Source organism: Amycolatopsis sp. 2-15, assembly GCF_030285625.1.
GTDB classification, from domain to species: Bacteria; Actinomycetota; Actinomycetes; order Mycobacteriales; family Pseudonocardiaceae; genus Amycolatopsis; species Amycolatopsis carbonis.
This window is the reverse complement of record NZ_CP127294.1, coordinates 9,304,929-9,328,403: the sequence shown is the minus strand read 5'-3', so window position 1 is coordinate 9,328,403 and position 23,475 is coordinate 9,304,929. Positions and strand designations below refer to the sequence as shown.

The 23,475-nt window shown below is 71.6% G+C and carries 21 protein-coding genes; 15 read left to right on the top strand and 6 right to left on the bottom strand.

Annotation, left to right across the window (positions count from 1 at the left end; translation table 11 throughout):
- Positions 1 to 50: 50 nt before the first annotated feature.
- The 3 genes from trpD to QRX50_RS45985 are packed head-to-tail and all read right to left on the bottom strand — an operon-like array spanning position 51 to position 2,004.
- A complete protein-coding gene (trpD, locus tag QRX50_RS45995; protein ID WP_285969331.1) occupies positions 51 to 1,100 on the bottom strand; it encodes an anthranilate phosphoribosyltransferase in 1,050 nt (349 codons plus the stop codon).
- Positions 1,101 to 1,107: 7 nt separating this feature from the next.
- Positions 1,108 to 1,518 (bottom strand): hypothetical protein, encoded by a 411-nt coding sequence (locus QRX50_RS45990; protein ID WP_285969330.1) that lies wholly within the window; start codon positions 1,516 to 1,518, stop codon positions 1,108 to 1,110.
- A gap of 60 nt (positions 1,519 to 1,578) precedes the next feature.
- Positions 1,579 to 2,004: a hypothetical protein gene (locus QRX50_RS45985; RefSeq protein ID WP_285969329.1), complete on the bottom strand. Its 426-nt coding sequence runs from the start codon at positions 2,002 to 2,004 to the stop codon at positions 1,579 to 1,581.
- 95 nt (positions 2,005 to 2,099) lie between these two features.
- Here QRX50_RS45985 and ctaE point away from each other — a divergent pair, with 95 nt between their 5' ends.
- Genes ctaE through qcrB form a run of 4 tightly spaced genes read left to right on the top strand, consistent with a single transcriptional unit; the run spans position 2,100 to position 6,396 of the window.
- Entirely contained in the window at positions 2,100 to 2,726 is a 627-nt protein-coding gene (gene ctaE / locus QRX50_RS45980) for an aa3-type cytochrome oxidase subunit III (protein ID WP_285969328.1), read from the top strand.
- 54 nt (positions 2,727 to 2,780) lie between these two features.
- The gene (qcrC, locus tag QRX50_RS45975) at positions 2,781 to 3,599 is read left to right on the top strand and encodes a cytochrome bc1 complex diheme cytochrome c subunit (RefSeq protein ID WP_285969327.1); all 819 of its coding nucleotides are present in this window, start codon (positions 2,781 to 2,783) and stop codon (positions 3,597 to 3,599) included.
- Positions 3,596 to 4,747 carry a cytochrome bc1 complex Rieske iron-sulfur subunit gene (qcrA, locus tag QRX50_RS45970; protein ID WP_285969326.1) on the top strand — a complete coding sequence of 384 codons (1,152 nt, stop codon included), beginning with the start codon at positions 3,596 to 3,598 and terminating at the stop codon, positions 4,745 to 4,747. The genes qcrC and qcrA overlap by 4 nt, the downstream gene beginning before the upstream one ends.
- Complete coding sequence (gene qcrB, locus QRX50_RS45965) at positions 4,744 to 6,396, top strand: cytochrome bc1 complex cytochrome b subunit (protein ID WP_285969325.1); 1,653 nt, start codon at positions 4,744 to 4,746, stop codon at positions 6,394 to 6,396. Before qcrA ends, qcrB begins: the two co-directional genes overlap by 4 nt.
- A gap of 116 nt (positions 6,397 to 6,512) precedes the next feature.
- On the opposite strand, the gene QRX50_RS45960 is transcribed toward qcrB, so the two are convergent.
- Complete coding sequence (locus QRX50_RS45960; RefSeq protein WP_285969324.1) at positions 6,513 to 6,797, bottom strand: Lrp/AsnC family transcriptional regulator; 285 nt, start codon at positions 6,795 to 6,797, stop codon at positions 6,513 to 6,515.
- 52 nt (positions 6,798 to 6,849) lie between these two features.
- The gene (locus QRX50_RS45955; RefSeq protein ID WP_285969323.1) at positions 6,850 to 8,568 is read right to left on the bottom strand and encodes a DEDD exonuclease domain-containing protein; all 1,719 of its coding nucleotides are present in this window, start codon (positions 8,566 to 8,568) and stop codon (positions 6,850 to 6,852) included.
- Positions 8,569 to 8,710: 142 nt separating this feature from the next.
- On the opposite strand from QRX50_RS45955, the gene QRX50_RS45950 reads away from it, so the two are divergent.
- From QRX50_RS45950 to QRX50_RS45935, 4 genes are all read left to right on the top strand, one after another.
- Entirely contained in the window at positions 8,711 to 10,135 is a 1,425-nt protein-coding gene (locus QRX50_RS45950; protein ID WP_285969322.1) for an NYN domain-containing protein, read from the top strand.
- 221 nt (positions 10,136 to 10,356) lie between these two features.
- Entirely contained in the window at positions 10,357 to 10,548 is a 192-nt protein-coding gene (locus QRX50_RS45945; RefSeq protein WP_220247473.1) for a hypothetical protein, read from the top strand.
- A gap of 425 nt (positions 10,549 to 10,973) precedes the next feature.
- Positions 10,974 to 12,035 carry an NlpC/P60 family protein gene (locus QRX50_RS45940; protein ID WP_285969321.1) on the top strand — a complete coding sequence of 354 codons (1,062 nt, stop codon included), beginning with the start codon at positions 10,974 to 10,976 and terminating at the stop codon, positions 12,033 to 12,035.
- 120 nt (positions 12,036 to 12,155) lie between these two features.
- Positions 12,156 to 13,313, top strand: a complete 1,158-nt coding sequence (locus tag QRX50_RS45935; protein ID WP_285969320.1) for a glycosyltransferase family 4 protein — start codon at positions 12,156 to 12,158, stop codon at positions 13,311 to 13,313.
- Here the strand turns inward: QRX50_RS45935 and QRX50_RS45930 are convergent.
- Positions 13,310 to 13,936, bottom strand: coding sequence for a nucleoside/nucleotide kinase family protein (locus tag QRX50_RS45930; protein WP_285969319.1), 627 nt, complete (start codon positions 13,934 to 13,936; stop codon positions 13,310 to 13,312). The genes QRX50_RS45935 and QRX50_RS45930 overlap by 4 nt on opposite strands.
- 115 nt (positions 13,937 to 14,051) lie before the next feature.
- Between QRX50_RS45930 and QRX50_RS45925 the strand changes: the two genes are divergently transcribed.
- The 7 genes from QRX50_RS45925 to bsaP all read left to right on the top strand — a co-directional run bounded on the left by QRX50_RS45925 (position 14,052) and on the right by bsaP (position 23,444).
- Positions 14,052 to 15,239 carry a cytochrome P450 family protein gene (locus QRX50_RS45925; RefSeq protein WP_434533212.1) on the top strand — a complete coding sequence of 396 codons (1,188 nt, stop codon included), beginning with the start codon at positions 14,052 to 14,054 and terminating at the stop codon, positions 15,237 to 15,239.
- A gap of 91 nt (positions 15,240 to 15,330) precedes the next feature.
- A complete protein-coding gene (locus QRX50_RS45920; protein WP_285974738.1) occupies positions 15,331 to 16,551 on the top strand; it encodes an adenosylmethionine--8-amino-7-oxononanoate transaminase in 1,221 nt (406 codons plus the stop codon).
- Between the two features lie 229 nt (positions 16,552 to 16,780).
- Positions 16,781 to 19,039 (top strand): SulP family inorganic anion transporter, encoded by a 2,259-nt coding sequence (locus QRX50_RS45915; RefSeq protein ID WP_285969318.1) that lies wholly within the window; start codon positions 16,781 to 16,783, stop codon positions 19,037 to 19,039.
- Between the two features lie 150 nt (positions 19,040 to 19,189).
- Positions 19,190 to 21,364 carry a bifunctional SulP family inorganic anion transporter/carbonic anhydrase gene (locus QRX50_RS45910; RefSeq protein WP_285969317.1) on the top strand — a complete coding sequence of 725 codons (2,175 nt, stop codon included), beginning with the start codon at positions 19,190 to 19,192 and terminating at the stop codon, positions 21,362 to 21,364.
- A 57-nt stretch (positions 21,365 to 21,421) separates the two neighbouring features.
- Positions 21,422 to 22,141, top strand: coding sequence for a dethiobiotin synthase (gene bioD, locus QRX50_RS45905; RefSeq protein WP_285974737.1), 720 nt, complete (start codon positions 21,422 to 21,424; stop codon positions 22,139 to 22,141).
- Between the two features lie 93 nt (positions 22,142 to 22,234).
- Entirely contained in the window at positions 22,235 to 23,251 is a 1,017-nt protein-coding gene (gene bioB / locus QRX50_RS45900; RefSeq protein WP_434533389.1) for a biotin synthase BioB, read from the top strand.
- Positions 23,238 to 23,444, top strand: coding sequence for a biotin synthase auxiliary protein BsaP (bsaP, locus tag QRX50_RS45895; RefSeq protein WP_285969315.1), 207 nt, complete (start codon positions 23,238 to 23,240; stop codon positions 23,442 to 23,444). The genes bioB and bsaP overlap by 14 nt, the downstream gene beginning before the upstream one ends.
- Positions 23,445 to 23,475: the final 31 nt, after the last annotated feature.

The following is a 23,475-nucleotide window of genomic DNA, read 5'->3' as shown; positions in this document are numbered from 1 at the left end:
TGACGAAGGCGTCACCGGAAAGCTTCCGATGCGCCTTCGTCGTGTCCGAGTCAGCGGGAGGCGGAGGAGAACGCGATCCAGCGCTCCAGCAGGGCCGCCGCCGCGCCGGAGTCGATGGCGCGGTTGGCCTGCTCCAGCCCGATGGCCAGATCGTCTTCCAGCGAGCCGGAGAAGCCCCGGAACGCGGCGAGCGCGGCCGCCGCGTTGAGTACCACGGCGTCGCGCACCGGGCCGGTCTTGCCGGCCACGAGCTGGCGCACCACCTCCGCGTTGGCCGTTGCGTCGCCGCCGCGCAGGTCCTCGGCCGTGGCGCGCGGGATGCCGAGCGCGCTGGGGTCGAAGCTGCGCTCGGTCACGGTGCCGTCGGAGACCACCCAGACCGACGTGGTCGTGGTGGTGGTGATCTCGTCGAGGCCGTCGTCGCCGCGGGCCACCAGCACCGAGAAACCGCGCTGTGCGAACACTTCCGCCAGCACGCGGGTCTTGTCCGCGTAGGCGCAGCCGATCAGCGCGCTGCGCGGCTGCGCCGGGTTGGTGAGCGGGCCGAGCAGGTTGAACGTCGTCGGCACACCCAGCTCGCGGCGCGGCGGGCCGGTGTGGCGGAACGCCGGGTGGAACGCGGGCGCGAAGCAGAAGCCGATGCCGATCTCGCGCAACGACCGGTGCACCGCGTCCGGCGGCAGGTCGATCGCGACACCGAGCGTCTCCAGCACGTCGGCCGCGCCCGACTTCGACGACGCGCTGCGGTTGCCGTGCTTGGCCACCGGCGCGCCCGCGGCCGCTGTGACGATCGTCGCCATCGTGGAGATGTTGACCGAGTTGGACCGGTCGCCGCCCGTGCCGACGATGTCGACGGCGGGCGCGTCCAGCTCGATGCGGCGCGCGTGCGCCAGCATCGCCTCGGCCATGCCGGAGATCTCCTCCGGCGTCTCGCCCTTGGCGCGCAACGCGATCGCGAACCCGGCGATCTGCGCCTGCGTGGCCGACCCGGACATGATCTGGTCCATGGCCCAGGCCGTGTCGTCGGCGGACAGGTCCGAGCGCCCGATCAGCTGCGTCAGCAGGCCGGACCAGGTGTGGGGGACCGGGGTGGTGCCCATCCCCGGCTCAGCCGTTGACGGCGGGCACGCGCCCGGCGCGCAGCACGCCGGCGACGGTCTCCGCCGCGGTCAGCGGGTCGAGCGGGTGCACCAGCACGGCGTCGGCCTGCGACCAGGCGGCGAGCCAGCGGTCGTCCTTGCGCCGCACGGTCACCACGATCGGCGGGCAGTCGGTGATCTCGTTCTTGAGCTGGCGGGTCAGGCCGATGCCGCCGGTGGGCTGGGCCTCGCCGTCGAGGATCGCGAGGTCGACGGTGCCGGCGTCCACCTCGGACAGCACGTCGGCGATCCCGGCCGCCTCGACGTACTCCACGCGGCCCAGGTCGGCGGCGGGCCGCCGGCCGACGGCGTTGATGATCGCGTCGCGGACCTCGGCCTTGTGGCTGAACACCAGGATCCGCTTCGTCTGCTCGCCCATTGAGCACGCCTCCGTCTCGTCACGGGTGGAACTTCGCGATCGTATCGGCCGAGATGCATCTCACGCGGACGCGGTGGGCGACTCACCCGGTTGCCGCGCGTCCCAGCCGAGCGCGTCGCCGCCGAGACGCTGCGCCAGACCGGCCATCCGCGAGCGTTCCTGGGCGCAGTGCAGGGCGTCGAGCACCTGTACCCGCAGGGCGTGGACCAGCACTCGGTCACCGTCGGGGCCTTGCTCGCGCAGCTCCCACCCGTCCTGCGCGAGGATCGCGGCCGCTTCGGCCACGCGATCGGGCGGCAGGCTCAGGTGGTGGACGAACACGGCCGGCGCGGACGCGACCCAGCCGGGTGAATTCGCGAGCACGGCCGAGTCCGCCACGGCGGGGTCGAACGCCTCCGCGACGATCACCAAACCGGGCGCATCAGGCGTCAGACCGGGACTTTCGCGCTTTCGGGCCAGGTCACGAAGCCGACCGAGCAAACTCACGAGTAGCTCCTGCCTGTGCCGGGTTCGGGTGTGATGCGAAGCTCCCACGACCCGCCGTGGACCCGAAGGGCGGGGTGCCCGCGCGGGAGGACATAATGCGATCCGTGACAACGGCAGCTCCCACCATCAGCCAGCGGGTCCACTCGCTGAACCGGCCGAACATGGTCAGCGTCGGCACAGTCGTGTGGCTGTCCAGCGAACTGATGTTCTTCGCCGGACTGTTCGCCATGTTCTTCACCGTCAAGGCGCAGAACGCGGCCGGCGCACCCTGGCCGCCGCCCCTGCACGGCGAGGAATTCCACCTCAACATCCCGTATGCGATCCCGTTCACGGTGATCCTGGTGCTGTCCTCGCTGACGTGCCAGTTCGGCGTGTTCGCCGCGGAGCGCGGGGATGTCTACGGCCTCCGGCGCTGGTACATCGTCACGTTGATCATGGGCGCGATCTTCGTCGCGGGTCAGGCCAACGAGTACCACAACCTGGTGAACGAGGGCCTCACGATCCCGTCCGGCCCGTTCGGCACGGTGTTCTACCTCGCCACCGGTTTCCACGGCCTGCACGTGATCGGCGGGCTCATCGCGTTCGTGTACTTGCTGATCCGCACGAAACTCAGCAAGTTCACGCCCGCGCAGGCCACCTCGGCGATTGTAGTGTCGTATTACTGGCACTTTGTCGACATCGTGTGGGTTGGCCTCTTCGCGGTGATCTACATCCTTCCCTGATCCCGCCCGCCGCCACCACCATCGGCCTGAACTGACAGCAAGGGTTGCCGCAAGATGACCACCAGCAAGAAGTCCCCGGAGCGCCGGTTCCGCGCGCGTTCGAAGCTGCGCAGGCGTTTCGCCGGCCTGCTCGCACTCGGTGTCGCGCTGGTGGGAGCCGGCGCGCTGTACGCCGTGTTCGCGCCCGAGCCCCAGACCGCGCAGGCCCAGGGCGACCCGGCTCTGCTGCGGCAGGGTGAGCAGGTCTACAACAACACCTGCATCGAGTGCCACGGCAAGAACCTCGAGGGTGTGCAGGACCGCGGGCCGAGCCTCATCGGCGTCGGCGACGCGGCCGTGTACTTCCAGACCTCGTCCGGCCGCATGCCCGCCGCGCGCCAGGAAGCGCAGATCGCGCGCAAGCCGCCGAAGCTCACACCGAGCGAGATCGACGCCGTCGGCGCCTTCGTGCAGGCCCACGGCGGCGGCGCGCAGCGCCCCGACGAGACCGGTGCCGCGCTGCGCGGCAGCGACCCGGCCCGCGGTGGCGAGCTGTTCCGCCTGAACTGTGCGTCGTGCCACAACTTCACCGGTCGTGGTGGCGCGCTCTCGGCAGGCAAGTACGCGCCGAACCTCGACCCGGCCACCGAAGAGCAGATCTACGACGCGATGCTCACGGGGCCGCAGAACATGCCGAAGTTCTCCGACCGGCAGCTCAACCCGGAGGAGAAGAAGGACATCATCGCCTACGTCAAGTCGGTGTCCGACGGCAACAACAACCCGGGCGGTAACGGCCTCGGCGGGTTCGGTCCCGCCTCGGAAGGCCTGATCGCGTTCGTCGTCGGAATTGCCGCGCTCGTCGGCATTACGCTGTGGATTGGATCGAAGGCATGAGTGCCGAAGGGCCCCAGCCGCCCTCGGAGGCGGAACTGGCTGAGATGGACCGCGACCAGCTGCTCAAGCTGGGCGGTCAGCTGGACGGCGTCGAGATCATCGACTATCCGGAACCGTGGCCGGTCAAGAACACCCGCGCCGAACGCCGTGCGCAGCGGCTCGTGGCGTTCTGGTTCGCCCTGTCCGCGCTCGCGGGCCTGGCGTTCGTCGTGGTCATCGCGTGGCCGCACTGGTGGGAGTACAAGGACCCGAGCGACGTGAGCGGGCACGCCACCTACAGCCTCTACACCCCGGCGCTGGGCGTCACGCTCGGTCTCGCGGTGCTGTCGCTGGGCATCGGCGTGATCCTGTACACGAAGAAGTTCGTGCCGCAGGAGAACGCGGTCCAGCAGCGCAGCGACGGCCCGTCGGCCGAGGTCGACCGCGCCACGATCCTCGCGCACCTGGCCGACGCCGGGAGCCGCAGCACCATCGCCCGCCGGTCGCTGATCAAGCGCACCGCCGGTGCGAGTGCCGGTGTGCTGGGTCTCGCGGTCGCGGCCCTGCCGCTGGCGTCCTTCATCAAGGACCCGTGGAAGGACACCGAGAACGAGAACTCGCTGTGGCACACCGGCTGGCAGCCGCAGCACCCGGGCGAGGTCGTGTACCTGCGCGCCAACACCGGCAGCCTCGACGACGACGTCAAGAACGGCGTCACGCTCCTGCGCGTCGAGGACCTCGACGCCGGCGGCATGGAAACGGTGTTCCCGTACCGCAAGTCGGAGGCGGGCAACCGCGAGGCGCTCGCCGCCGCGCTGACCCGCGTCGACAACCCGGTGATGCTCATCCGGCTGCGCCCCACCGACGCCGCGCGCGTGGTGAAGCGGAAGGGCCAGGAGGACTACAACTTCGGCGACTACTACGCGTACACGAAGATCTGCAGCCACGTCGGCTGCCCGACCTCCCTGTACGAGCAGCGCACGAACCGCATCCTCTGCCCGTGCCACCAGTCGCAGTTCGACGCCCTGCACTACGCCAAGCCCATCTTCGGCCCGGCGACGCGGCCGCTGGCTCAGCTGCCCATCACGGTTGACGCAGAGGGATACTTGATCGCACGGGGCGACTTCAACGAGGCCATCGGTCCGGCCTTTTGGGAGCGTAAGTCATGAGTTCACTCACCACGCCCACGAAGGGCACGAGCGCGCTCGAGCAACACCTCGGCGAGGCCGCGGACAACGCGGACCAGCGGTACAAGCTGGCCAAGGGCCTGCGTCACCAGATGAACAAGGTCTTCCCCACGCACTGGTCGTTCCTGCTGGGCGAGATCGCGCTGTACAGCTTCATCATCATCCTGCTCTCGGGCGTGTACCTGACGCTGTTCTTCGACCCCTCCATGCAGGAAGTGACCTACCACGGGAGCTTCCAGAACCTGCAGGGCGTCGAGATGTCGCAGGCGTTCCGCACCACGCTGGACATCTCGTTCGACGTGCGCGGCGGCCTTTTCGTGCGGCAGCTGCACCACTGGGCCGCGCTGATCTTCGTCGCCTCGATGATGATCCACATGTTCCGGATCTTCTTCACCGGCGCGTTCCGCAAGCCGCGTGAGGCCAACTGGATCATCGGTGGCCTGCTGCTGATCCTGGGCATGTTCGAGGGCTTCTTCGGCTACTCGCTGCCGGACGACCTGCTGTCCGGTACCGGTATCCGCGCGACCCTGTCGGGCATCGTCCTCTCGGTGCCGGTCATCGGCACCTGGATCCACTGGGCGCTGTTCGGCGGCGAGTTCCCGGGCGACCAGATCATCCCGCGCCTGTACACGCTCCACATCCTGCTGCTCCCGGGCATCATGCTCGCGCTGATCGGTGTGCACCTGGCGCTCGTCTGGTACCAGAAGCACACGCAGTTCCCGGGCGTGCGCCGCAAGGAGACCAACGTCGTCGGCGTGCGGATCATGCCGTACTTCGCCCTCAAGGGCGGCGCGTTCTTCACGCTGGTCATCGGTGTCATCGCGCTGATGTCGGGCCTGTTCCAGATCAACCCGGTGTGGAACTTCGGGCCGTACAACCCGTCGATGGTGTCGGCCGGTTCGCAACCCGACTTCTACATGGCCTGGGCCGACGGCATGCTGCGCATCTGGCCCGCGTGGGAGGTCTACCTCGGGAACTACACGATCCCGGCGGTGTTCTTCCCGGGTGCGGTGGGCATGCCGGTGCTGATCGGGCTGCTGCTGGCGTACCCGTTCCTGGAGCGCAAGCTGTCGAAGGACAACGCGGCGCACAACCTGCTCCAGCGGCCGCGCGACGCACCGGTCCGCACCGCACTGGGCATGATGGCGCTCGGGTTCTTCCTGGTCATCGAGCTGTCGGGCTTCAACGACATCATCGCCGACCAGTTCGACATCTCCCTGAACGCCACCACGTGGGCCGGCCGCATCGGCGTGCTGATCGTGCCGCCGATCGCCTACTACCTCACTTACCGGATCTGCCTGGGTCTGCAGCGGGCCGACCGCGAGGTGCTGGAGCACGGCGTGGAGACGGGCATCATCAAGCGCCTGCCGCACGGTGAGTTCATCGAGGTCCACCAGCCGCTCGGCGGCGTGGACAGCCACGGCCACGCGATCCCGCTCGCGTACCAGGGCGCTGCGGTGCCGAAGAAGATGAACAAGCTCGGCACCGCCGGGCACGCCGTCCCCGGTTCGATCTGGACCCCGGACCCGCCGGAGGAGTCGGCCGCCCTGGAGCGGGCGTCGCATGACAACGGGCATGCCGCGCTCGAGAGCTCCGAGTCGGAGTCACACGAGGTCGGTACCGGGCACTAGCTCGAAGGCAACGAGGAAGGCCCCTTCACCCAGGCGGGTGGAGGGGCCTTCCTCGTTGTCCGACCTCGTGTGTTGTCTGACCTTGTGTCGTCTGACGTTGATTCGCAGCGCGGGGCTCAGGCGCCTTCGACGCCGATCTCGAACGCGGAGTCCGTGTCGGCGCGCGAGTACGAGCGGAAGGCGATGTGCGTGACGGTGTCCAGCACGCCGCTCACTTTGCCGATGCGGCCGGGGATGAGGTCGGCCAGATCTTCGTGGGCCTTCACGCGCACGGTGGCGATCAGGTCGACGTCACCGGCGCACGAGTAGACCTCGCTGACCCCTTCGAGGTCCGCGATCGCCTGCGCGGCCTGCGGGATCTCCTCGGCCTCTACGTTGATCAGCACGATCGCCGTGATCACAGCGTTCCTCCACTCCCTGGCGGTACCCGACGAGCGCTGATCGTAGCCTTCATCACCCCGCCACCCGCTCCAGCGTCCTCGCACCGGCCGCCAGGTCGAGCCACCCGCGCCAGCCGGCCACGGCAGTGGGTTCGGCCCACGGACGCGTGGTGCGCACCAGCCGCACGCCGGGGCGGGCGAGCCAGCGCAGCAGCACTGCCACCTCTTCCCCCGACGCGCCGCGCAACGGCCCTTCGCCCGGCAGCACGGTTTCCGCGGCGGCGACGAGGTGTTCCACCACCGGCATCGGCGGCACACCGCGGCGGGCGACGCCGGCGGACGCGAGGCGGCCGTGGCGGATCACGGAGAGCTCCCAGCCGCCGTTGCCGTCCGGATGGGCCGCGATGAGCTCGGCGATGTCCGCGAGCGCGGCCTGGCGGTGGGACCGGCCGACGGCGCGCACGAGGTCGGCCAGCTCGTCGCGGTGCCGGGCGGCCTGCTCGTAGTGCCGGCCCTCCGACAGCCGGTCGAGCTGGGCCGCGGCGAGTTTGAGGGGACGGCCGTCCTGACCGGAGATGAGGTCGCGGGTGGCTACGACGGCGGGGGAGTAGTCCTCCACGGTCTGGCGGCCGGCGCAGGGCGCGCCGCAGCGGCCCAGCTCGGCGAGCACGCACGGCGTGGCCGAACCGCCGCGGGCCGAGATCCGCAGGGTGCAGGTGCGCAGCCCGGCGGCGCCCGCGAGCGTGTCGGCCGCCGTGCGGGCGTCGGCCTGGCTGCGGAACGGGCCGAGCGTGCCTTCGCGCGGCAGCCGGACCACGGACAGGCGCGGGAAGGCCTCGTCGGTGAGCCCGACCCACCACGCGTGGTGCGGGTTCTTCGAGCGCCGGTTGTACATCGGCCGGTGGGCCGCGATGAGCCGCAGCTCGCGGATCTCGGCCTCCAGCGAGTGGGCGCACTCGATGGCTTCCACGCGCTCGGCCAGCGCCACCATCTCTCGGATGCGCCCGCGGCTCTCCGACCCCGTGAAGTACTGCCGCACGCGCCGGCGCAGGTCCCGCGCCGTGCCGACGTAGAGGACCTCCTCGCGTGGGCCGCGGAACAGGTACACGCCGGGCCGCGCCGGCAGGTCGGCCGCCAGGTGGCGTTTGCGCCGCTGCGCGGTGGTCACCTCGGGCAGGTAGTCCACGAGCTCTTCGACGGTGTGCACGCCGACGTTGCCGACCCGCTCCAGCAGCGCGTGGAGCACGTCGACGGTCGCGCGGGCGTCGTCGAGCGCGCGGTGCGTGGGCCGGGTGCGCGAGCCGAGCAGCATCGCCAGGTTCGAGAGGCGGTAGCTGCGGGCCTCCTCGCGCGGGATCACGCGCCGGGCGAGCTTCACCGTGCAGATCACCGTGGCGCGCGGCCAGACGTAGCCGTGGCCCTCGCAGGCGGCCCGCATGAAACCCGTGTCGAACCCCGAGTTGTGGGCCACGAGCACGGTGCCGGAGATGAACTCGAGGAACGCGGGCAGCACGCGCTCGATACGCGGGGCGTCGTAGACCATCGCCTGCGTGATGCCCGTGAGCTCCACCACCTGCGGCGGGATCGGTGAACCCGGGTTCACCAGCGTCGCGAACTCGGCCACCACCTCACCGCCGCGCACCTTCACGGCCCCGATCTCGGTGATCGCGTCCGGCCCCGGCTTCGTGCCAGTGGTCTCGAGGTCGAAGACGACGAACGTGGTGTCCCGCAACGGGGTACCGAGCTCGTCGAAGGCCAGCTGCGCCTGGCCGGGCCGCGGTCCGGTGTCCATGATCGCGCACCCTACGACCGCCCACCGACAATCCCGGACGGCGCGATCCGTGTGACGGGTGTGGCGCGGGTGCCTGGTGGGGTGGTTCCCACGTCCGGTAACCAGCGGCGCGCGATCCGGCCCCGGGGCCTACCCTGGACCAATGCACCCGCAGCCCGTGGATCCGGTCGCACCCGAGGAGGCCGTCGGCCCCTCGGCCGTACCGGCGCGGGCTGACGCGGCCGAGGCGTCGGCCGGGACCGGCGCGGCCGAGACCCCCGAAGCCGACCTGGCGGCGCCCGAGCCCGCTTCGTGGACCGGTCTGCCCGATGCCGTGCGCGAGCGCATCGCCGAGCTGGCGGCCACCGCCGTCGCGAAGCTGCCGCCCACGGACGTGCCGCGGCAGCTGCGTCCCGTCGCGAAGTTCGCCCCCGCGAAGCGCGCGAAGCTGGGCGGCGCGGCGTTGCTGGCCGCGCTGGGCGACTCCGCGCAGTTCCGTACCGCGGTGATCGAGTGGCTGCGCGAGCACCGCACCGACGCGCTGGACCCCAACGCCGCCGATTCCGTCGTCGGCGCGGCCGCCGCCGTGCTGCTGGGGGAGTCGGGCGCGGCCGGGCGTGTGCGGCTCGTCGCGAAGAACGCGGAAGAGACCGCGCTGCGGGCCGAACGCGACGCCGCGCTCGCCCGCAACCAGAAGCTCGAGGCGGAGCTGACCGAGCTGCGGGAGGAACTGGAGCAGGCGCGCGGCGCCGTCGAGGCCGCCCGCGGTGAACGCGAGGCCGAGGTGGAGAAGCTGTTGCGCCGGCTGCGCGAGCAGGGCGTGCAGCTGCGGCAGGCTCGTGACGGCGCCGAGGAGGCCCGCGCCCAGCTGGCGCGCGCCGGCACGGTGAAGGCCGAGGAGATCGACGCGCTGACCACCCAGCTGGACCGCGAGCGGCGTCGCGTGGCGGCCGAGCGCACGCGGGCGGAGCGGGCGGTCGCCGACGCCGAGATCGCCCGTCAGTCGGCCCGTGAGGCCCGGGAAGCCGACGAGGTGCGCCTGGCGCTGCTCGTCGACACGATCGACGGCGCCGTGACCGGCCTGCGCCGTGAGCTGATGCTGAGCGACCGCGGCGCGCGGCCCGCCGACATGGTGCGCGGCGCCACGTCGGGGCTCGGTCCGGGCGGGCGCGTGCAGGACGTCGGGGCGCTCGACCGTTACCTCGCGCTGCCGAACGTGCACCTCATCGTCGACGGCTACAACGTCACCAAGACCGGCTATCCCGAGCTGGCGCTGGCCGACCAGCGCGACCGGCTGATCCACCAGCTCTCCGCCCTTGCCGCGCGCACGAGCGCCGAGGTCACGGTGGTGTTCGACGGGGCCGGTGTGCTGTCCGTGCCGGCGGCGGTGCCGCGCGGCGTGCGCGTGCTGTTCTCCGACCGCGGCGTGCTCGCCGACGACGTGATCCGCTCGATCGTGGCGGCCGAGCCGAAGGGCCGGCCGATGGTCGTGGCGACGTCCGACCGGGAGGTCGCCGACTCCGTCCGCGCCACCGGCGCGCACTCGGCGCCCTCGGCGGTGCTGGTCAGCCGCCTGGGCCGCGTCTGAGACCCGGCTGAAGCCGGCAGTCCGAAACTGTCGGTGGTGGCTCCTACCGTGCATCCCAGGAAGCACGACGACGTGAGGAGCCTCCCGTGACCGAGACCACGAACCACCATCCGCCCGACTGGACCGACGCCGACGAACCGGCCGACCGCGACCTCGATCTCGGCAGCGCCGACCTCAGCGGTGTCGATGTCAGTGGCGTCGATCCGGCCGACCTCGACACGCTGGTGGTCGACTGCGACCGCTGCGCCGTGCGGGGCCACGCGTGCCACGACTGCGTGGTGAGCGTGCTGCTCGGCCCGCCGGTCGCCCTGGCGTGGGACGCGGACGAACGGCGAGCCGTCGACGCGCTCGCCGAGGCGGGGATGGTGCCCCGGCTGCGCTTGGTTTCGGAGCCCGAACGTAAGCCCGCGTGACACTTGTGGGTGATAACGGCGCGACGAGTGGTCGATCGGATCGGGTGAACGGTCGGTAGCAAATTCACGCCATTCTGACACCACAGAGTATGATCGCCGTCACACAAACCCTCCCTCGCTGGTCCGATGGTGTTTCCGCGAACTACGGAGAGTTTTTGTGTGGGGGCCCGGTGGACGCGGTGACGGTCTTTTCGTAACCTATCCGAGATCTCGTGGCCAGCAGCCGTCGGCAAGACGGCGACGCGAGATCGCCGCCGGAAAGGCTTTGTCGGGGAGCCAACACCGGAACCACACCGTGCGCGTGAGGCTGTTGCAGTGAAACGCGGCCGGAACGCGTGGGGTGGACGCACGGAAGAGGGCCCCCGACCTCTTCGGCGTCACGAGGTTCCGACGGCGGCCCGACAGCAAAGGAGACACGCGCGACCGTGCAGTCGCATCCAGTCAAGCGCGTGGTGTCAGGTGCCCTCGCGGCAGCTTCGGTGATCGCCATGGTCACTGTCGCCCAGCCCTCGGCCACGGCCATCGCAGCTCCCATCCCCGTCCTCCAGACCCCGCCCGACTCCGGTTCGGACGCTCTCGCGAAGTACCGCGACCTCGCCTCGCAGGCCGAGAAGGCCAACGAGGACCTCCTCAAGGCCCAGGACGACCAAAAGGCCCGCCAGAAGGACCTCGACAAGGCCAACGGCGACGTCGAGAACGCGAAGAAGTCCGCGCAGCAGGCCGAGAACAACGAGAAGCTCTACCGCGTCGACGTCGACAAGTTCGCCGGCGCCTCGTTCCTCAGCGGCGTGCAGATGAACAAGCTCTCGGCACTGCTCGCGGGCACGTCGACGCAGGAGTTCCTCGAGCGCTCTTCCGCACTGGACCAGATCGCGTCCCAGAAGGACGCCGCGCTGGACGCGCTGGCCGGTGCCGTGAAGCAGGCCGAGGACGCCACGAAGCAGGCCGCCGACGCCGCCAAGCGCGCGACGGACGCCCGTGACGCGGCCGCCAAGCTGGCGAACGACATCAAGGCCAAGCAGAAGACGCTCAACGACCAGATCGAGCAGCTCAAGAAGACCGAGCCCTCGCTGTCCACGCTGGACCAGGCCCTGCGCGGCGACAAGGGCAGCGCCCCGCCGATGAACATCAAGGCGCCCGGGCCCGCGGCCCAGGCGGCCGTGGACGCGGCGCTGAGCCGGCTCGGCGATCCCTACTTGTGGGGCGCCACCGGCCCGAGCAAGTTCGACTGCTCGGGCCTGATGCAGTGGGCCTACAAGCAGGCGGGCGTCTCGCTGCCGCGCTCGAGCCGGGAGCAGTCGACCTTCGGCACTCCGATCCCGCGCAGCCAGCTGCAGCCGGGCGACCTGGTGTTCTACTACACCCCGGTCTCCCACGTGGGCATGTACATCGGCGAAGGCAAGATGGTGCACGCTCCGACCACCGGCGACGTGGTGAAGATCTCGCCGCTGCAGAGCCAGTACGTGGGCGCCCGTCGCCCCAGCTGAGCAGCAACCCTTCCCTGACCACGGGGCGGTACCGCACACGCGGTGCCGCCCCGTGGTCGTTGGCGGGCCCGTCGTCGGTGGGCTCTCAGCACCGGCGAGCGTGCCCGATAGCCTGCCCGTGTGCTGAGGACGCTGCTCGTGACCAACGACTTCCCGCCGCGGCCTGGGGGAATCCAGAACTACCTCAACTCGCTGGCCACGCGGCTCCCGGCCGACGACCTGGTGGTCTACGCGCCGTCGTGGGAAGGCAAAGCCGGCTCGCACGTCGACTTCGACGCCGAAGCGCCCTTCGAGGTTGTGCGGCACCCGACGTCGCTGATGCTGCCGACGCCTGACGTGCTGCGGCGCGCGAAGCAGATCATGCGGGCCCGCGACTGCGAAGCCGTGTGGTTCGGCGCGGCCGCGCCGCTGGCCCTGCTCGGCCACCCGCTGCGCCAGTCCGGCGCGAGGCGGGTCGTCGCGTCCACGCACGGGCACGAGGTGGGCTGGTCGATGCTGCCGGGTTCGCGCCAGGCGCTGCGGCGCATCGGCGACACGGTCGACGTGCTCACCTACGTCAGCAAGTACACGCGCCGCCGCTTCGGCGCGGCGTTCGGGCCGATGGCGGGGCTCGAGATGCTGCCGTCCGGCGTCGACACCACGCTCTTCGCGCCCGACGCGGGGGCGCGCGAGGAGATCCGCGCCCGCCACGGCCTCGGCGAGCGGCCGACGATCGTCTGCGTTTCGCGGCTCGTGCCGCGCAAGGGCCAGGACATGCTCATCCGCACCTTGCCGGAGCTGCGCAAGCGCGTGCCGGACGTGGTGCTGCTGCTCGTCGGCGGCGGCCCGTACCGCAAGCGGCTCACCGAGCTCGTCGCCGAGCTCGACGTGGCCGACAACGTGGTGATCACCGGCTCCGTGCCGTGGGCCGAGCTGCCGGCGCACTACAACGCGGGCGACGTCTTCGCGATGCCCGCGCGCACCCGCGGCAAGGGGCTTGACGTGGAGGCGCTGGGGATCGTCTACCTGGAGGCCTCGGCCACCGGGCTGCCCGTGGTGGCGGGCACGTCGGGCGGCGCACCCGAGGCGGTGCTCGACGAGGTGACCGGCCACGTCGTGGACGGCCGCGACGTCGGCCAGCTGCGCGACACCCTCGAGGCCCTGCTGGCCGACCCCGTGCGGGCCCGCCGAATGGGCGAGGCGGGGCGCGCGTGGGTCACGGAGAACTGGCGCTGGGACACGATGGCGCAGCGCCTGTCCGGTCTGCTGGACGGCGATCCGGTCGCCGCCGTGCGCTAGGGCTCGTACACGGCCGGGTGGCGGGGGTCGTCGACGCGGACGGTGACGTCGGCGAGCGCGCCCGGGTCGACCTCCGACTCGTAGCGCTCGTACGCGGGCAGCGCCCACGCGTCGTCGCCGGGCAGGCGGCGGCGCAGCGCGGCGGGGGAGAGCCACAGGTGCACCACGAGGTCGAACGCGAGGCCGGCACCGAGCAGGAACTCGCCGTTGACGAGAACCACGCCGCCCTCGGGCACGGGCACGCGCGCCAGCCGCGTCGCGCGGTCGCGCTCGGTGTCCCACAGCGCCGGCAGCACCTCGCCGCTGCCGACGCCGGCGAGCGGGTCGAGGACTTCGCGGCGCAGGGCGCCGAGGTCGAGCCAGTCGGTGTAGCGCGCGTCGGGGTTGCGCTTGCCGTGCTCGAACCGCAGCGACGCGGGACGCAGGAACCCGCTCGCGGGCACGCGCACCGTGGCGCGGCCCAGCAGCCGCAACGGATCCACGAGCGCGTCGGCGAGCCCCGCGGTGTCGGTGGCCCCGTCGGCGCCGTCCACGGCGACCGTCAGCCGGCGGTGCGGCAGGGCCGCCACGCGCTCGGTCAGCTCGGCGGCCAGGACGTCGGGGGAGATAGGTCGGTAACGCACGGAAAACCATCCTGCCCGCGGGCGCCACACGGCACACCGGCGCGTGGGCATACTGGGAAGCACGGACCAGACGGACGGAAACCTTGGGGGCGAAGTGGCCGTCGAAGAAATTCCCATGATCGACGACAAGTTCATGCAGCACACGCACGAGACACTGGGGCGGTTGCACGAGCAGGGCGCCGTGTGCCCGATCCGCATGCCGCACGGCACGCCGTCGTACCTCGTGACGGGCTACGACGAGGCGCGGGCGCTGCTCGCGGACCCGCGGCTGAGCAAGAACAACCGCGGCGCCTACGACCTGATGATCGCGAAGGTCGGTGGCGAGAACATCAACCGGTCCTTCGGCCAGCTGCTCGGCGCGCACATGCTCAACACCGACGCGCCCGACCACACGCGGCTGCGCAAGCTCGTGAACAAGGCGTTCACCCCGCGGGCGATCGCCGGGCTGCGCCCGCGGATCGAGCAGATCACCACCGAGCTGCTCGACGCGATGGCGGAACACGACCAGGTCGACCTCATGACCGCGTTCGCCGGGCCGGTGCCGATCACCGTGATCTGCGAGCTGCTCGGCGTGCGTGAGGAGGACCGCGGCGAGTTCACCGGCTGGTCCAACATCCTGCTGGGCGCGGGCGACCTCGACGAGATGCAGGCGGCCGCGGTCGCCATGCACACCTACCTCGTGGCGCTGGTTGCGCAGAAGCGCGCCGAACCGGGCGAGGACCTGCTCTCGGGCCTCGTGCAGGCCAGCGACGAGGGCGACTCGCTGAGCGAGGAAGAGCTCGTCGCGATGGCATTCCTGCTGCTCGTCGCGGGCCACGAGACGACCGTCAACCTGATCGGCAACGCGGTGCTGGCGTTGCTTCGCGCGCCCGAGCAGCGCGCGAAGCTGGCGGCGGACCCGTCGCTGATGCCCGGTGCCGTCGAGGAGTTCCTGCGCTTCGACGGGCCCATCAACATCGCCACCCTCCGCTACACCGTCGAGGACGTGGAGGTCGGTGACCACAAGATCCCGGCGGGCGAGTTCGTGCAGGTCTCGCTGCTCGCCGCCAACCGCGACGAGGGGCGCTTCCCCGACCCGGCCGACCTCGACGTCACGCGCGCGGCCGGCGGCCACCTCGCCTTCGGCCACGGCATCCACTACTGCGTCGGCGCCCCGCTGGCGCGCATGGAGGCGGAGATCGCGCTCACGGCGCTGCTGGCGCGGTTCCCGCGGCTGCGGCTGGCCGGGCCGGAGGAGGACCTGGTCTACCGCACGAGTCCGCTGGTGCACGGCGTCAAGACGTTGCCCGTGCTGCTCCGTTGAGCGGGGCGGCACGTAGGGTCGGCGCGTGGACACCAGCGCCGACCACCTGCTCGCCCTCGATGCCGCGCACGTGTGGCACCCGTACGCGCCGATGCCCGGACGGGTGGCGCCGCTGCTCGTCGCCGAGGCGAGCGGGGTGCGGCTGAAGCTCGCGGACGGCCGCGAGCTCGTCGACGGGATGTCGTCGTGGTGGGCGGCGGTGCACGGCTACCGGCACCCGGTGCTCGACGCGGCGCTGGCCGAGCAGGCCGGGCGGATGAGCCACGTGATGTTCGGCGGGCTCACGCACGAGCCGGCCATCACGCTCGCCAAGACCCTCGTGGACCTCACGCCCGAGGGCCTCGAGCACGTGTTCCTGTGCGACTCCGGCTCGGTCTCGGTCGAGGTCGCCGTGAAGATGTGCCTGCAGTACCAGCGTTCGCGCGGGTTGCCGGAGAAGCGCCGGCTGCTCACCTGGCGCGGCGGCTACCACGGCGACACGTTCACGCCCATGAGCGTCTGCGACCCCGACGGCGGCATGCACTCGCTGTGGCGCGGAGTCCTGCCGGAGCAGGTGTTCGTGCCCGAACCGCCGGCCGGCTTCGACGCGCCCGTCGACCAGTCCTATGTGGACACCCTGGCCGCCGCCCTGGCGGAACACGCCCACGAGCTGGCCGCGGTGATCGTGGAACCCGTGGTGCAGGGCGCCGGCGGGATGCGGTTCCACCACCCCGGCTACCTGCGCGCGCTGCGCGAGCTCACGCGCGAGCACGACGTGCTGCTGGTGTTCGACGAGATCGCCACCGGCTTCGGGCGCACCGGCCGGATGTTCGCGGCCGAGCACGCCGGCGTGACGCCCGACGTGCTGTGCCTCGGCAAGGCGCTCACCGGCGGCTACCTCACGATGGCCGCGGCGCTGTGCACGCCCGAGATCGCCGCCGGCATCGCGCGCGGCGACCTGCCGGTGCTCGCCCACGGGCCCACGTTCATGGGCAACCCGCTCGCCTCCGCTGTGGCCAACGCTTCGCTCGGGCTGCTGGCCGAGGGCCGGTGGCGCGCGGACGTCGCGCGGATCGAGGCGGGGCTGCGGCGTGGTCTGGAGCCCGCGTGGGACCTGCCGCACGTGCGTGATGTGCGGGTGCTCGGCGCGATCGGCGTGCTGCAGCTCGACCACGAGGTCGACCTCGGCGTGGCCACGGACATCGTGACGGCGGAGGGTGCGTGGCTGCGGCCGTTCCGCGACCTCGTGTACGCGATGCCGCCCTACGTCACCGACGACGCGGACCTGGCCGTGATCACCGGTGCGATGCTCGCGGCGGCTGAAAAAGCCTGAATTCACCCGGCTGGGTGTGACCGCGGCCATAAGACACGGGCTGTATACCGTGAGTCACGCAAAGTCGCCGGAAGACTGGGGTTTCCACGCGATCAGGTCTGGGGCACTTCATGAGTGTCTGACTGATTGGTGAGCTTTGCCGGGAACGTCCTAGTTCTCCGGTTCACAAGCGAACCCGAAGATCGTTCGCGTAGCGGACTTTTCGATCTTTTTCCGCTTTCCTGTCGCCATGATCGAGATCGTTCGCGGAGAACACGACACCGGACCCCCGTCGCGCCGCACCAAGGCCAACGAGACCCTCCAGAACATCCTGCGCCACGACGTGCCGGCCTCGCTGGTCGTTTTCCTCGTGGCCGTGCCACTCTCCCTCGGCGTCGCCCTCGCGGTCGGCGCGCCCCTGCTCGCGGGCCTCGTCTCCGCCGTCGTCGGCGGCCTGGTCGCGAGTCTGCTCGGCGGGTCGGCCCTGCAGGTCAGCGGGCCGTCCGCGGCCCTGACCGTGGTGCTCGCCGACACCATCGCCACCTACGGCTGGGCCGTCACCTGCGCGGTGACCGTCGGCGCCGGCCTGCTGCAGATCCTCTTCGGGCTCCTGCGCTTCGCTCGCGCGGCACTGGCCATCTCGCCCGCGATCGTCCACGGCCTGCTGGCCGGCATCGGCGTGACGATCGTGCTCGGCCAGCTCCACGTGGTGCTCGGCGGCCGGGCCCAGGGCTCCGCGCTCGCGAACTTCGCGGCGCTGCCCGGGCAGATCGTCGGCCACCACGACCAGGCCGTGCTGATCGGCGTCCTCACCGTCGCGATCCTGCTGGTGTGGCCGAAGGTGCCGGCGCCGGTGCGGAAGGTGCCGGGGCCGCTGGCCGCCGTCACGGTCGCGACGGGGCTGTCCGTCGCCGCCGGGATGTCGTTGCCGCGCGTGGACCTGCCGGCTGCGCTGCCGTCGTTCGGGTTTGTGCCACAGCTGCCCTCGGGCGGCTGGAGCGGCGTGGCGTTCGCGGCCGTCACGGTCGCGCTCATCGCGAGCCTGGAGAGCCTGCTTTCCGCCGTGTCCGTCGACAAGCTGCGCGGCGGGCGCCGCACGGACCTCAACCGCGAGCTCATCGGCCAGGGCGCCGGCAACGTCGTGTCCGGCGTCCTCGGCGGGCTGCCCGTGACCGGCGTGATCGTGCGGACCATGACCAACTACGAGGCGGGCGCGAAGACCCGGGCGTCGGCGCTGCTGCATTCCTGCTGGATCCTCGGGTTCTGCCTGCTGCTCACCGGAGTGCTGCGCTTCATCCCGCTCGCCGCACTGGCCGGGCTGCTCGTGTACGTGGGTGCGAAGCTCGTGAACCTCCCGGCGCTCAAGGAAGTGCTGCGCCACGGCGATCTCGCCGTGTATGTGGTGACGCTCGTCGGCGCGGTGTTCGTGAATCTGCTGACCGGCGTCGCGGCCGGGGTGCTGCTGGCGCTCGCGTTCATGCTGCGGCGGATGGTGCACTCCGGCGTGCACGTGGAGGCGGACGAGCGCGGTACGCGCGTGGTGATCGAGGGCGCGCTCACGTTCCTTTCCGTGCCCCGCCTGACCAAGGTGCTCGCCGACGTGCCCGAGCGCGCCGACGTGACGCTGGAGCTGCTCGTGGACTACCTCGACCACGCGGCGTTCGACTGCCTGCGCGGCTGGCAGCAAGCGCACGTGAAGGCGGGCGGCACGGTGACCGTCGACGAGATCGGGCACCCCTGGTACGGCCGCGGCAGCTCCGGCGAGCCCACCGTGCGGCGCAGCCTCGCGGCACGCGTGCTGCCGCGGTGGCTGGCGCCGTGGTCGCAGTGGCAGGCCGAGCACGTTTCGCTGCCCGGGCCACGCGACGGCGCCTCGCCGCTGTCCCGTGGCGCGTCGGAGTTCCAGCGCCGCACCGCCCCGCTGCTGCGCGACACCCTCAGCGGCCTCGCGCACGGCCAGCAGCCGCACACGCTCTTCATCACCTGCGGCGACGCGCGGATCGTGCCCAACCTGATCACCACGTCGGGCCCCGGTGACCTGTTCGCCGTGCGCAACATCGGCAACCTGGTGCCGGCGGCCGGTGATGGCACCGACTCCTCGGTGGGCGCGGCCGTCGAGTACGCCGTGGGCGTTTTGAAGGTGCCCGAGATCGTGGTGTGCGGCCACTCCTCGTGCGGCGCGATGAAGGCGCTCCTCGGACAGGCGCCCGAGGGCCTCACCCGCCTCGGCGACTGGCTGCGCCACGGCGAACCCACCCTCCGTCGCCGCGCTTCGGAGGCGGCTTTGCTGCTCGACGGCCGCCGCCCGCCCGCCGAGTGCGACCAGCTGGCGCTGCACAACGTCGTCCAGCAGCTCGACCACCTCCGCACCCACCCGGTCGTGGCCGACGCCCTGGCCGCCGGCGATCTGACGCTGACGGGCATGTACTTCGACGTCGGCGCCGCCCAGGTCTCCCTGCTGGACGCCACTCGCCGCGGCTTCGTCCCGGCGGGCTCGACGGTGCACTGACGGGGGCCATCGACCGGCTGGGCCGGTGCGCGTCCGCACCGGCCCAGTGGTCGAGCCCGCGCAACCCGAAAGTGGGGTGTCCGATAAAAATTCATGCCATCAGGTGGGACATAGCGGACATTTCACCCACATTCGGGTTACCTGGTGATCATGAGCCGACTTGCCGTGCTTCGCCACGACGTGCCCGCCTCGCTCGTGGTCTTCCTCGTCGCTGTGCCGCTGTCGCTGGGCATCGCGCTCGCGTCCGGGGCTCCGCTCGTCGCCGGACTGATCGCCGCTGTGGTCGGGGGTGTGGTCGCCGGCCTGCTCGGTGGCTCGCCGCTGCAGGTCAGCGGGCCCGCGGCCGGGCTGACCGTGATCATGGCCGAGACGATCGCCACCTTCGGGTGGGCCGTCACGTGCCTGATCACCGTGCTCGCCGGTGCGCTGCAGGTGCTGCTGGGCCTGAGCCGCATCGCGCGGGTGGCGCTGGCGATCTCGCCGGCCATCGTGCACGGGATGCTCGCCGGCATCGGGGTGACGATCGTGCTGGGCCAGCTCCACGTGGTGCTCGGCGGGAACGCGCAGAGCTCCGCGCTGGAGAACATCGCCGAGCTGCCCGCGCAGGTCGTGGCCCATCACGACGCGGCGGCCGTGATCGGGCTGCTCACCATCGTGATCCTCGTGGTCTGGCCGCGCCTGCCCGCCGCCGTGCGCAAGGTGCCGGGGCCGCTCGCCGCGATCGCGGTGGCCACGGTGATCTCGCTCGTCGCCGGCATGACGCTGCCGCGCGTGGAGCTGCCCGGAGACCTGCTGCAAATCCGCTTCGCGCCGCAGCTGCCCGGCGACGGCTGGACCGACGTCGTGCTCGCGGCGGTGACCATCGCGTTGATCGCGAGCGTCGAAAGCCTGCTCTCGGCCGTCGCCGTGGACAAGCTGCACACCGGCCCGCGCGCGAACCTCGACCGCGAGCTCGTGGGCCAGGGCGCGGCCAACCTGGTGTCCGGCGCGCTCGGCGGTCTGCCCGTGACGGGCGTGATCGTGCGCAGCTCCACCAACGTCGCCGCGGGCGCCAAGACCCGGGCGTCCGCCGTGCTGCACGGCGTGTGGGTACTGGTCTTCGTGGTGGCGCTGGCCGGGCTGATCGAGAACATCCCGCTGGCCGCGCTCGCCGGCCTGCTCGTGCACGTCGGGGTGAAGCTCGTGAACCCCGGTCACCTCAGGCAAGTCCTGCGCCACGGCGACCTCGCGCTCTACCTCGTGACGCTCGCCGGTGTAGTCGCCTTCGACCTGCTGACCGGCGTGCTCGCGGGGATCGTGCTGGCGGTGGCCCTCATGCTGCGCCGCACAGTGTGGTCCGGCGTTCACGCCGAGCGCGACGGCGACGAGTGGCGCGTGGTCGTGGAAGGCGTGCTCACGTTCCTGTCCGTCCCGCGCCTGTCGAAGGTGCTCGGGGCTGTCCCGCCCGGCACGGTCGTGAAGCTCGAGCTCGTCGCCGACTACCTCGACCACGCCGCCTTCGAAAGCCTGTCGAGCTGGCAGCAGGCCCACGAACGGGCCGGCGGCACCGTGGTCGTCGACGAGGTCGGCCACCCGTGGTTCGGCAAGGGCAAGGAGGGCACCCCGACACTGCGGCGCACAGCGGCGGCCGGCGCCGTGCCGCGCTGGCTTGCGCCGTGGTCCGCCTGGCAGGCGGTCGACGTCCGCCTGCCCGGCCAGCGGACCCACCGCGGGGCCACGGAGTTCCAGCGCCGGGCCGCGCCGCTGCTGAAGGAGACGCTCTCGGGCCTCGCCGACGGCCAGCGCCCGCACACGCTGTTCATCACCTGTGGCGACTCGCGCATCGTGCCCAACCTGATCACCACGTCCGGCCCGGGTGACCTGTTCACCGTGCGCAACATCGGCAACCTCGTGCCGCCCGCGCAGGCCGACCCGTCGATGAACGCCGCCGTCGAATACGCCGTGGGGGTGCTGCACGTGCGCGAGATCGTGGTGTGCGGGCACTCCTCGTGCGGCGCGATGGGCGCGCTCGCCGACGGGCCGCCGGCCGGCACGGCGCTGGAGGGCTGGCTGCGCCACGCGGAGCCCAGCCTGAGCCGCCGCGGCCCGGTCACGCTCGGCGGTGAGCTTCCCGCCCGCCAACCCGACCGCCTGGCCCTGCACAACGTGCTGCAGCAGCTCGACCACCTGCGCGCGTATCCGCTGGTCGCCGAGGCCGAAGCCCGCGGCGAGCTGCTGCTCACCGGCCTGTACTTCGACGTCGGCGCGGCGCAGGTCTACCTGTCCGACCCGGTGGCGGGCGCGTTCGTGGCGGCGGGGACACCGGTCACCCCACATCGTGGGTGATCCCACCCGGACGTGGTGCGTACCGGGTACGGGTGACTAAGTTGATGGCCCGTGACCATGCTGGTGATGACGGGGACCGGGACCGAGGTCGGCAAAACGATCACCACGGCGGCGATCGCGGCGCTGGCGCTCGGGCAAGGGCAGCGCGTCGCGGTGCTCAAACCGGCCCAGACCGGGGTCGCGCCCGGCGAGGCGGGAGATCTCGACGAGGTCGTGCGCCTGGCCGGCAAGGGCGTGACCACGCGTGAGCTGCGGCGCTACCCCGACCCGCTCTCCCCGGAGGCTGCGGCGCGGCGCAGCGGCCTGCCGACGCTGGGCCCGGGCGAGATCGCGGCCGCTGCCACCGCACTCGACGCCGAGCACGACCTCACGCTCGTGGAAGGCGCCGGCGGCCTGCTGGTGCGCTTCGACGCCGACGGCAGCGGGCTGGCCGATGTCGCGTGGGCGCTGGGCGCGCTGATCGTGATCGTCGCCCAGCCGGGCCTCGGCACGCTCAACGCGACGGCGCTGACCGCGGAGGTCGCCACGCGGCGCGGGCTCAACGTCGCGGGCGTGATGGTCGGCGCGTGGCCGGCCGAGCCGGATCTCGCGTCCGTGGAAAACCTGCGCGACCTGCCCAATGCGGCCGGGGCACCCCTGCTCGGGGTGCTGCCCGGGGGGCTGGCGGCGACGGATCACGATACGTTCGTGGAACGGGCGCGCGCCGGGCTCTCGCCGTGGTTCGGCGGGGAGTTCGACCCCGAGGCTTTCACCCGGGCCGCTTCCGCGAATAAGTGACGGGCGTCGCAGCCCGTGGGGCGGGCTCTCGGGCACCATGACGAAGAGCGCGCCCGTGCAGTACCCCGACAGACAGGAGACGTCGTGACCGCAGTGGCGGGAAAGCCGGAGACCGCGGACGTGCTGGCCGTCGCGCGCGAGCAGGTGCTCGAGCGCGGGGTCGGATTGTCCGAGGAACAGGTGCTGGCCGTGCTCCGGCTGCCCGACGAACGGCTCGGCGAGGCTTTGCAGCTCGCGCACGAGGTGCGCATGCGCTGGTGCGGCCCGGAGGTCGAGGTCGAGGGCATCGTGAGCCTCAAGACCGGTGGCTGCCCCGAGGACTGCCATTTCTGCTCGCAGTCGGGGCGCTTCCCGTCGCCGGTGCGCTCGGCCTGGCTGGACATCCCGGGCCTGGTCAAGGCCGCGCGCCAGACCGCCGAGACGGGTGCGACCGAGTTCTGCATCGTCGCCGCCGTGCGCGGTCCGGACAAGCGGCTGCTGTCGCAGGTCCGTGAGGGCGTGCAGGCGATCCGTGCCGACGGCAACGACATCCAGATCGCGTGTTCGCTCGGCATGCTCACCCAGGAGCAGGTCGACGAGCTCGTCGAGATGGGCGTGCACCGCTACAACCACAACCTCGAGACGGCGCGCTCGCACTTCCCCGACGTCGTGACCACGCACTCGTGGGAAGAGCGCTGGGACACCCTGCGGATGGTCGCCGAGGCCGGCATGGAGGTCTGCTGCGGCGGCATCATCGGCATGGGGGAGACCGTCGAGCAGCGCGCGGAGTTCGCCGTGCAGCTCGCCGAGCTGAGCCCGCACGAGGTGCCGATGAACTTCCTCATCCCGCAGCCGGGCACGCCGTACGAGAACTTCGAGATCGTCGAGGGCAAGGACGCGCTGCGCACGGTCGCGGCGTTCCGGCTCGCCATGCCGCGCACGATGCTGCGCTTCGCCGGCGGCCGCGAGCTGACCCTGGGCGACCTGGGCGCGGAGCAGGGCATGCTGGGCGGGATCAACGCGATCATCGTCGGCAACTACCTGACGAACCTCGGCCGGCCCGCGAGCGCGGACCTGAAGATGCTCGACGAGCTGAAGATGCCGGTCAAGGCCCTCAGTGACAGCCTCTGACCCACCCGCCTACTGCGTCCACTGTGGACAGGCGTCGCCCGGCGGCGCCGATCACGACGCCTGCCACAACCCGCGCACGGCGCTCGAACCCCCGCGGTTCTGCGTGTTCTGCGCCCGCCGGATGGTGGTGCAGGTGACGCCCGTCGGCTGGACGGCGCGCTGCAGCCGGCACGGCGAGACCGCCAGTGGTTGACCGCGGGTGCTGACCGGTTACGCTCGGTCCG

What these genes read in the sequence shown, in the direction of transcription:
- QRX50_RS45915 (WP_285969318.1), top strand. Translation starts at nt 16,781, where the DNA reads ATGATCGAGATCGTTCGCGGAGAACACGACACCGGACCCCCGTCGCGC.
- qcrC (WP_285969327.1), top strand. Translation starts at nt 2,781, where the DNA reads ATGACCACCAGCAAGAAGTCCCCGGAGCGCCGGTTCCGCGCGCGTTCG.
- QRX50_RS45910 (WP_285969317.1), top strand. Translation starts at nt 19,190, where the DNA reads ATGAGCCGACTTGCCGTGCTTCGCCACGACGTGCCCGCCTCGCTCGTG.
- QRX50_RS45925 (WP_434533212.1), top strand. Translation starts at nt 14,052, where the DNA reads ATGATCGACGACAAGTTCATGCAGCACACGCACGAGACACTGGGGCGG.
- QRX50_RS45955 (WP_285969323.1), bottom strand. Translation starts at nt 8,568, where the DNA reads ATGGACACCGGACCGCGGCCCGGCCAGGCGCAGCTGGCCTTCGACGAG.
- ctaE (WP_285969328.1), top strand. Translation starts at nt 2,100, where the DNA reads ATGCGATCCGTGACAACGGCAGCTCCCACCATCAGCCAGCGGGTCCAC.
- QRX50_RS45990 (WP_285969330.1), bottom strand. Translation starts at nt 1,518, where the DNA reads ATGGGCGAGCAGACGAAGCGGATCCTGGTGTTCAGCCACAAGGCCGAG.
- QRX50_RS45950 (WP_285969322.1), top strand. Translation starts at nt 8,711, where the DNA reads ATGCACCCGCAGCCCGTGGATCCGGTCGCACCCGAGGAGGCCGTCGGC.
- qcrB (WP_285969325.1), top strand. Translation starts at nt 4,744, where the DNA reads ATGAGTTCACTCACCACGCCCACGAAGGGCACGAGCGCGCTCGAGCAA.
- trpD (WP_285969331.1), bottom strand. Translation starts at nt 1,100, where the DNA reads ATGGGCACCACCCCGGTCCCCCACACCTGGTCCGGCCTGCTGACGCAG.
- QRX50_RS45920 (WP_285974738.1), top strand. Translation starts at nt 15,331, where the DNA reads ATGCCCGGACGGGTGGCGCCGCTGCTCGTCGCCGAGGCGAGCGGGGTG.
- qcrA (WP_285969326.1), top strand. Translation starts at nt 3,596, where the DNA reads ATGAGTGCCGAAGGGCCCCAGCCGCCCTCGGAGGCGGAACTGGCTGAG.
- bioD (WP_285974737.1), top strand. Translation starts at nt 21,422, where the DNA reads ATGCTGGTGATGACGGGGACCGGGACCGAGGTCGGCAAAACGATCACC.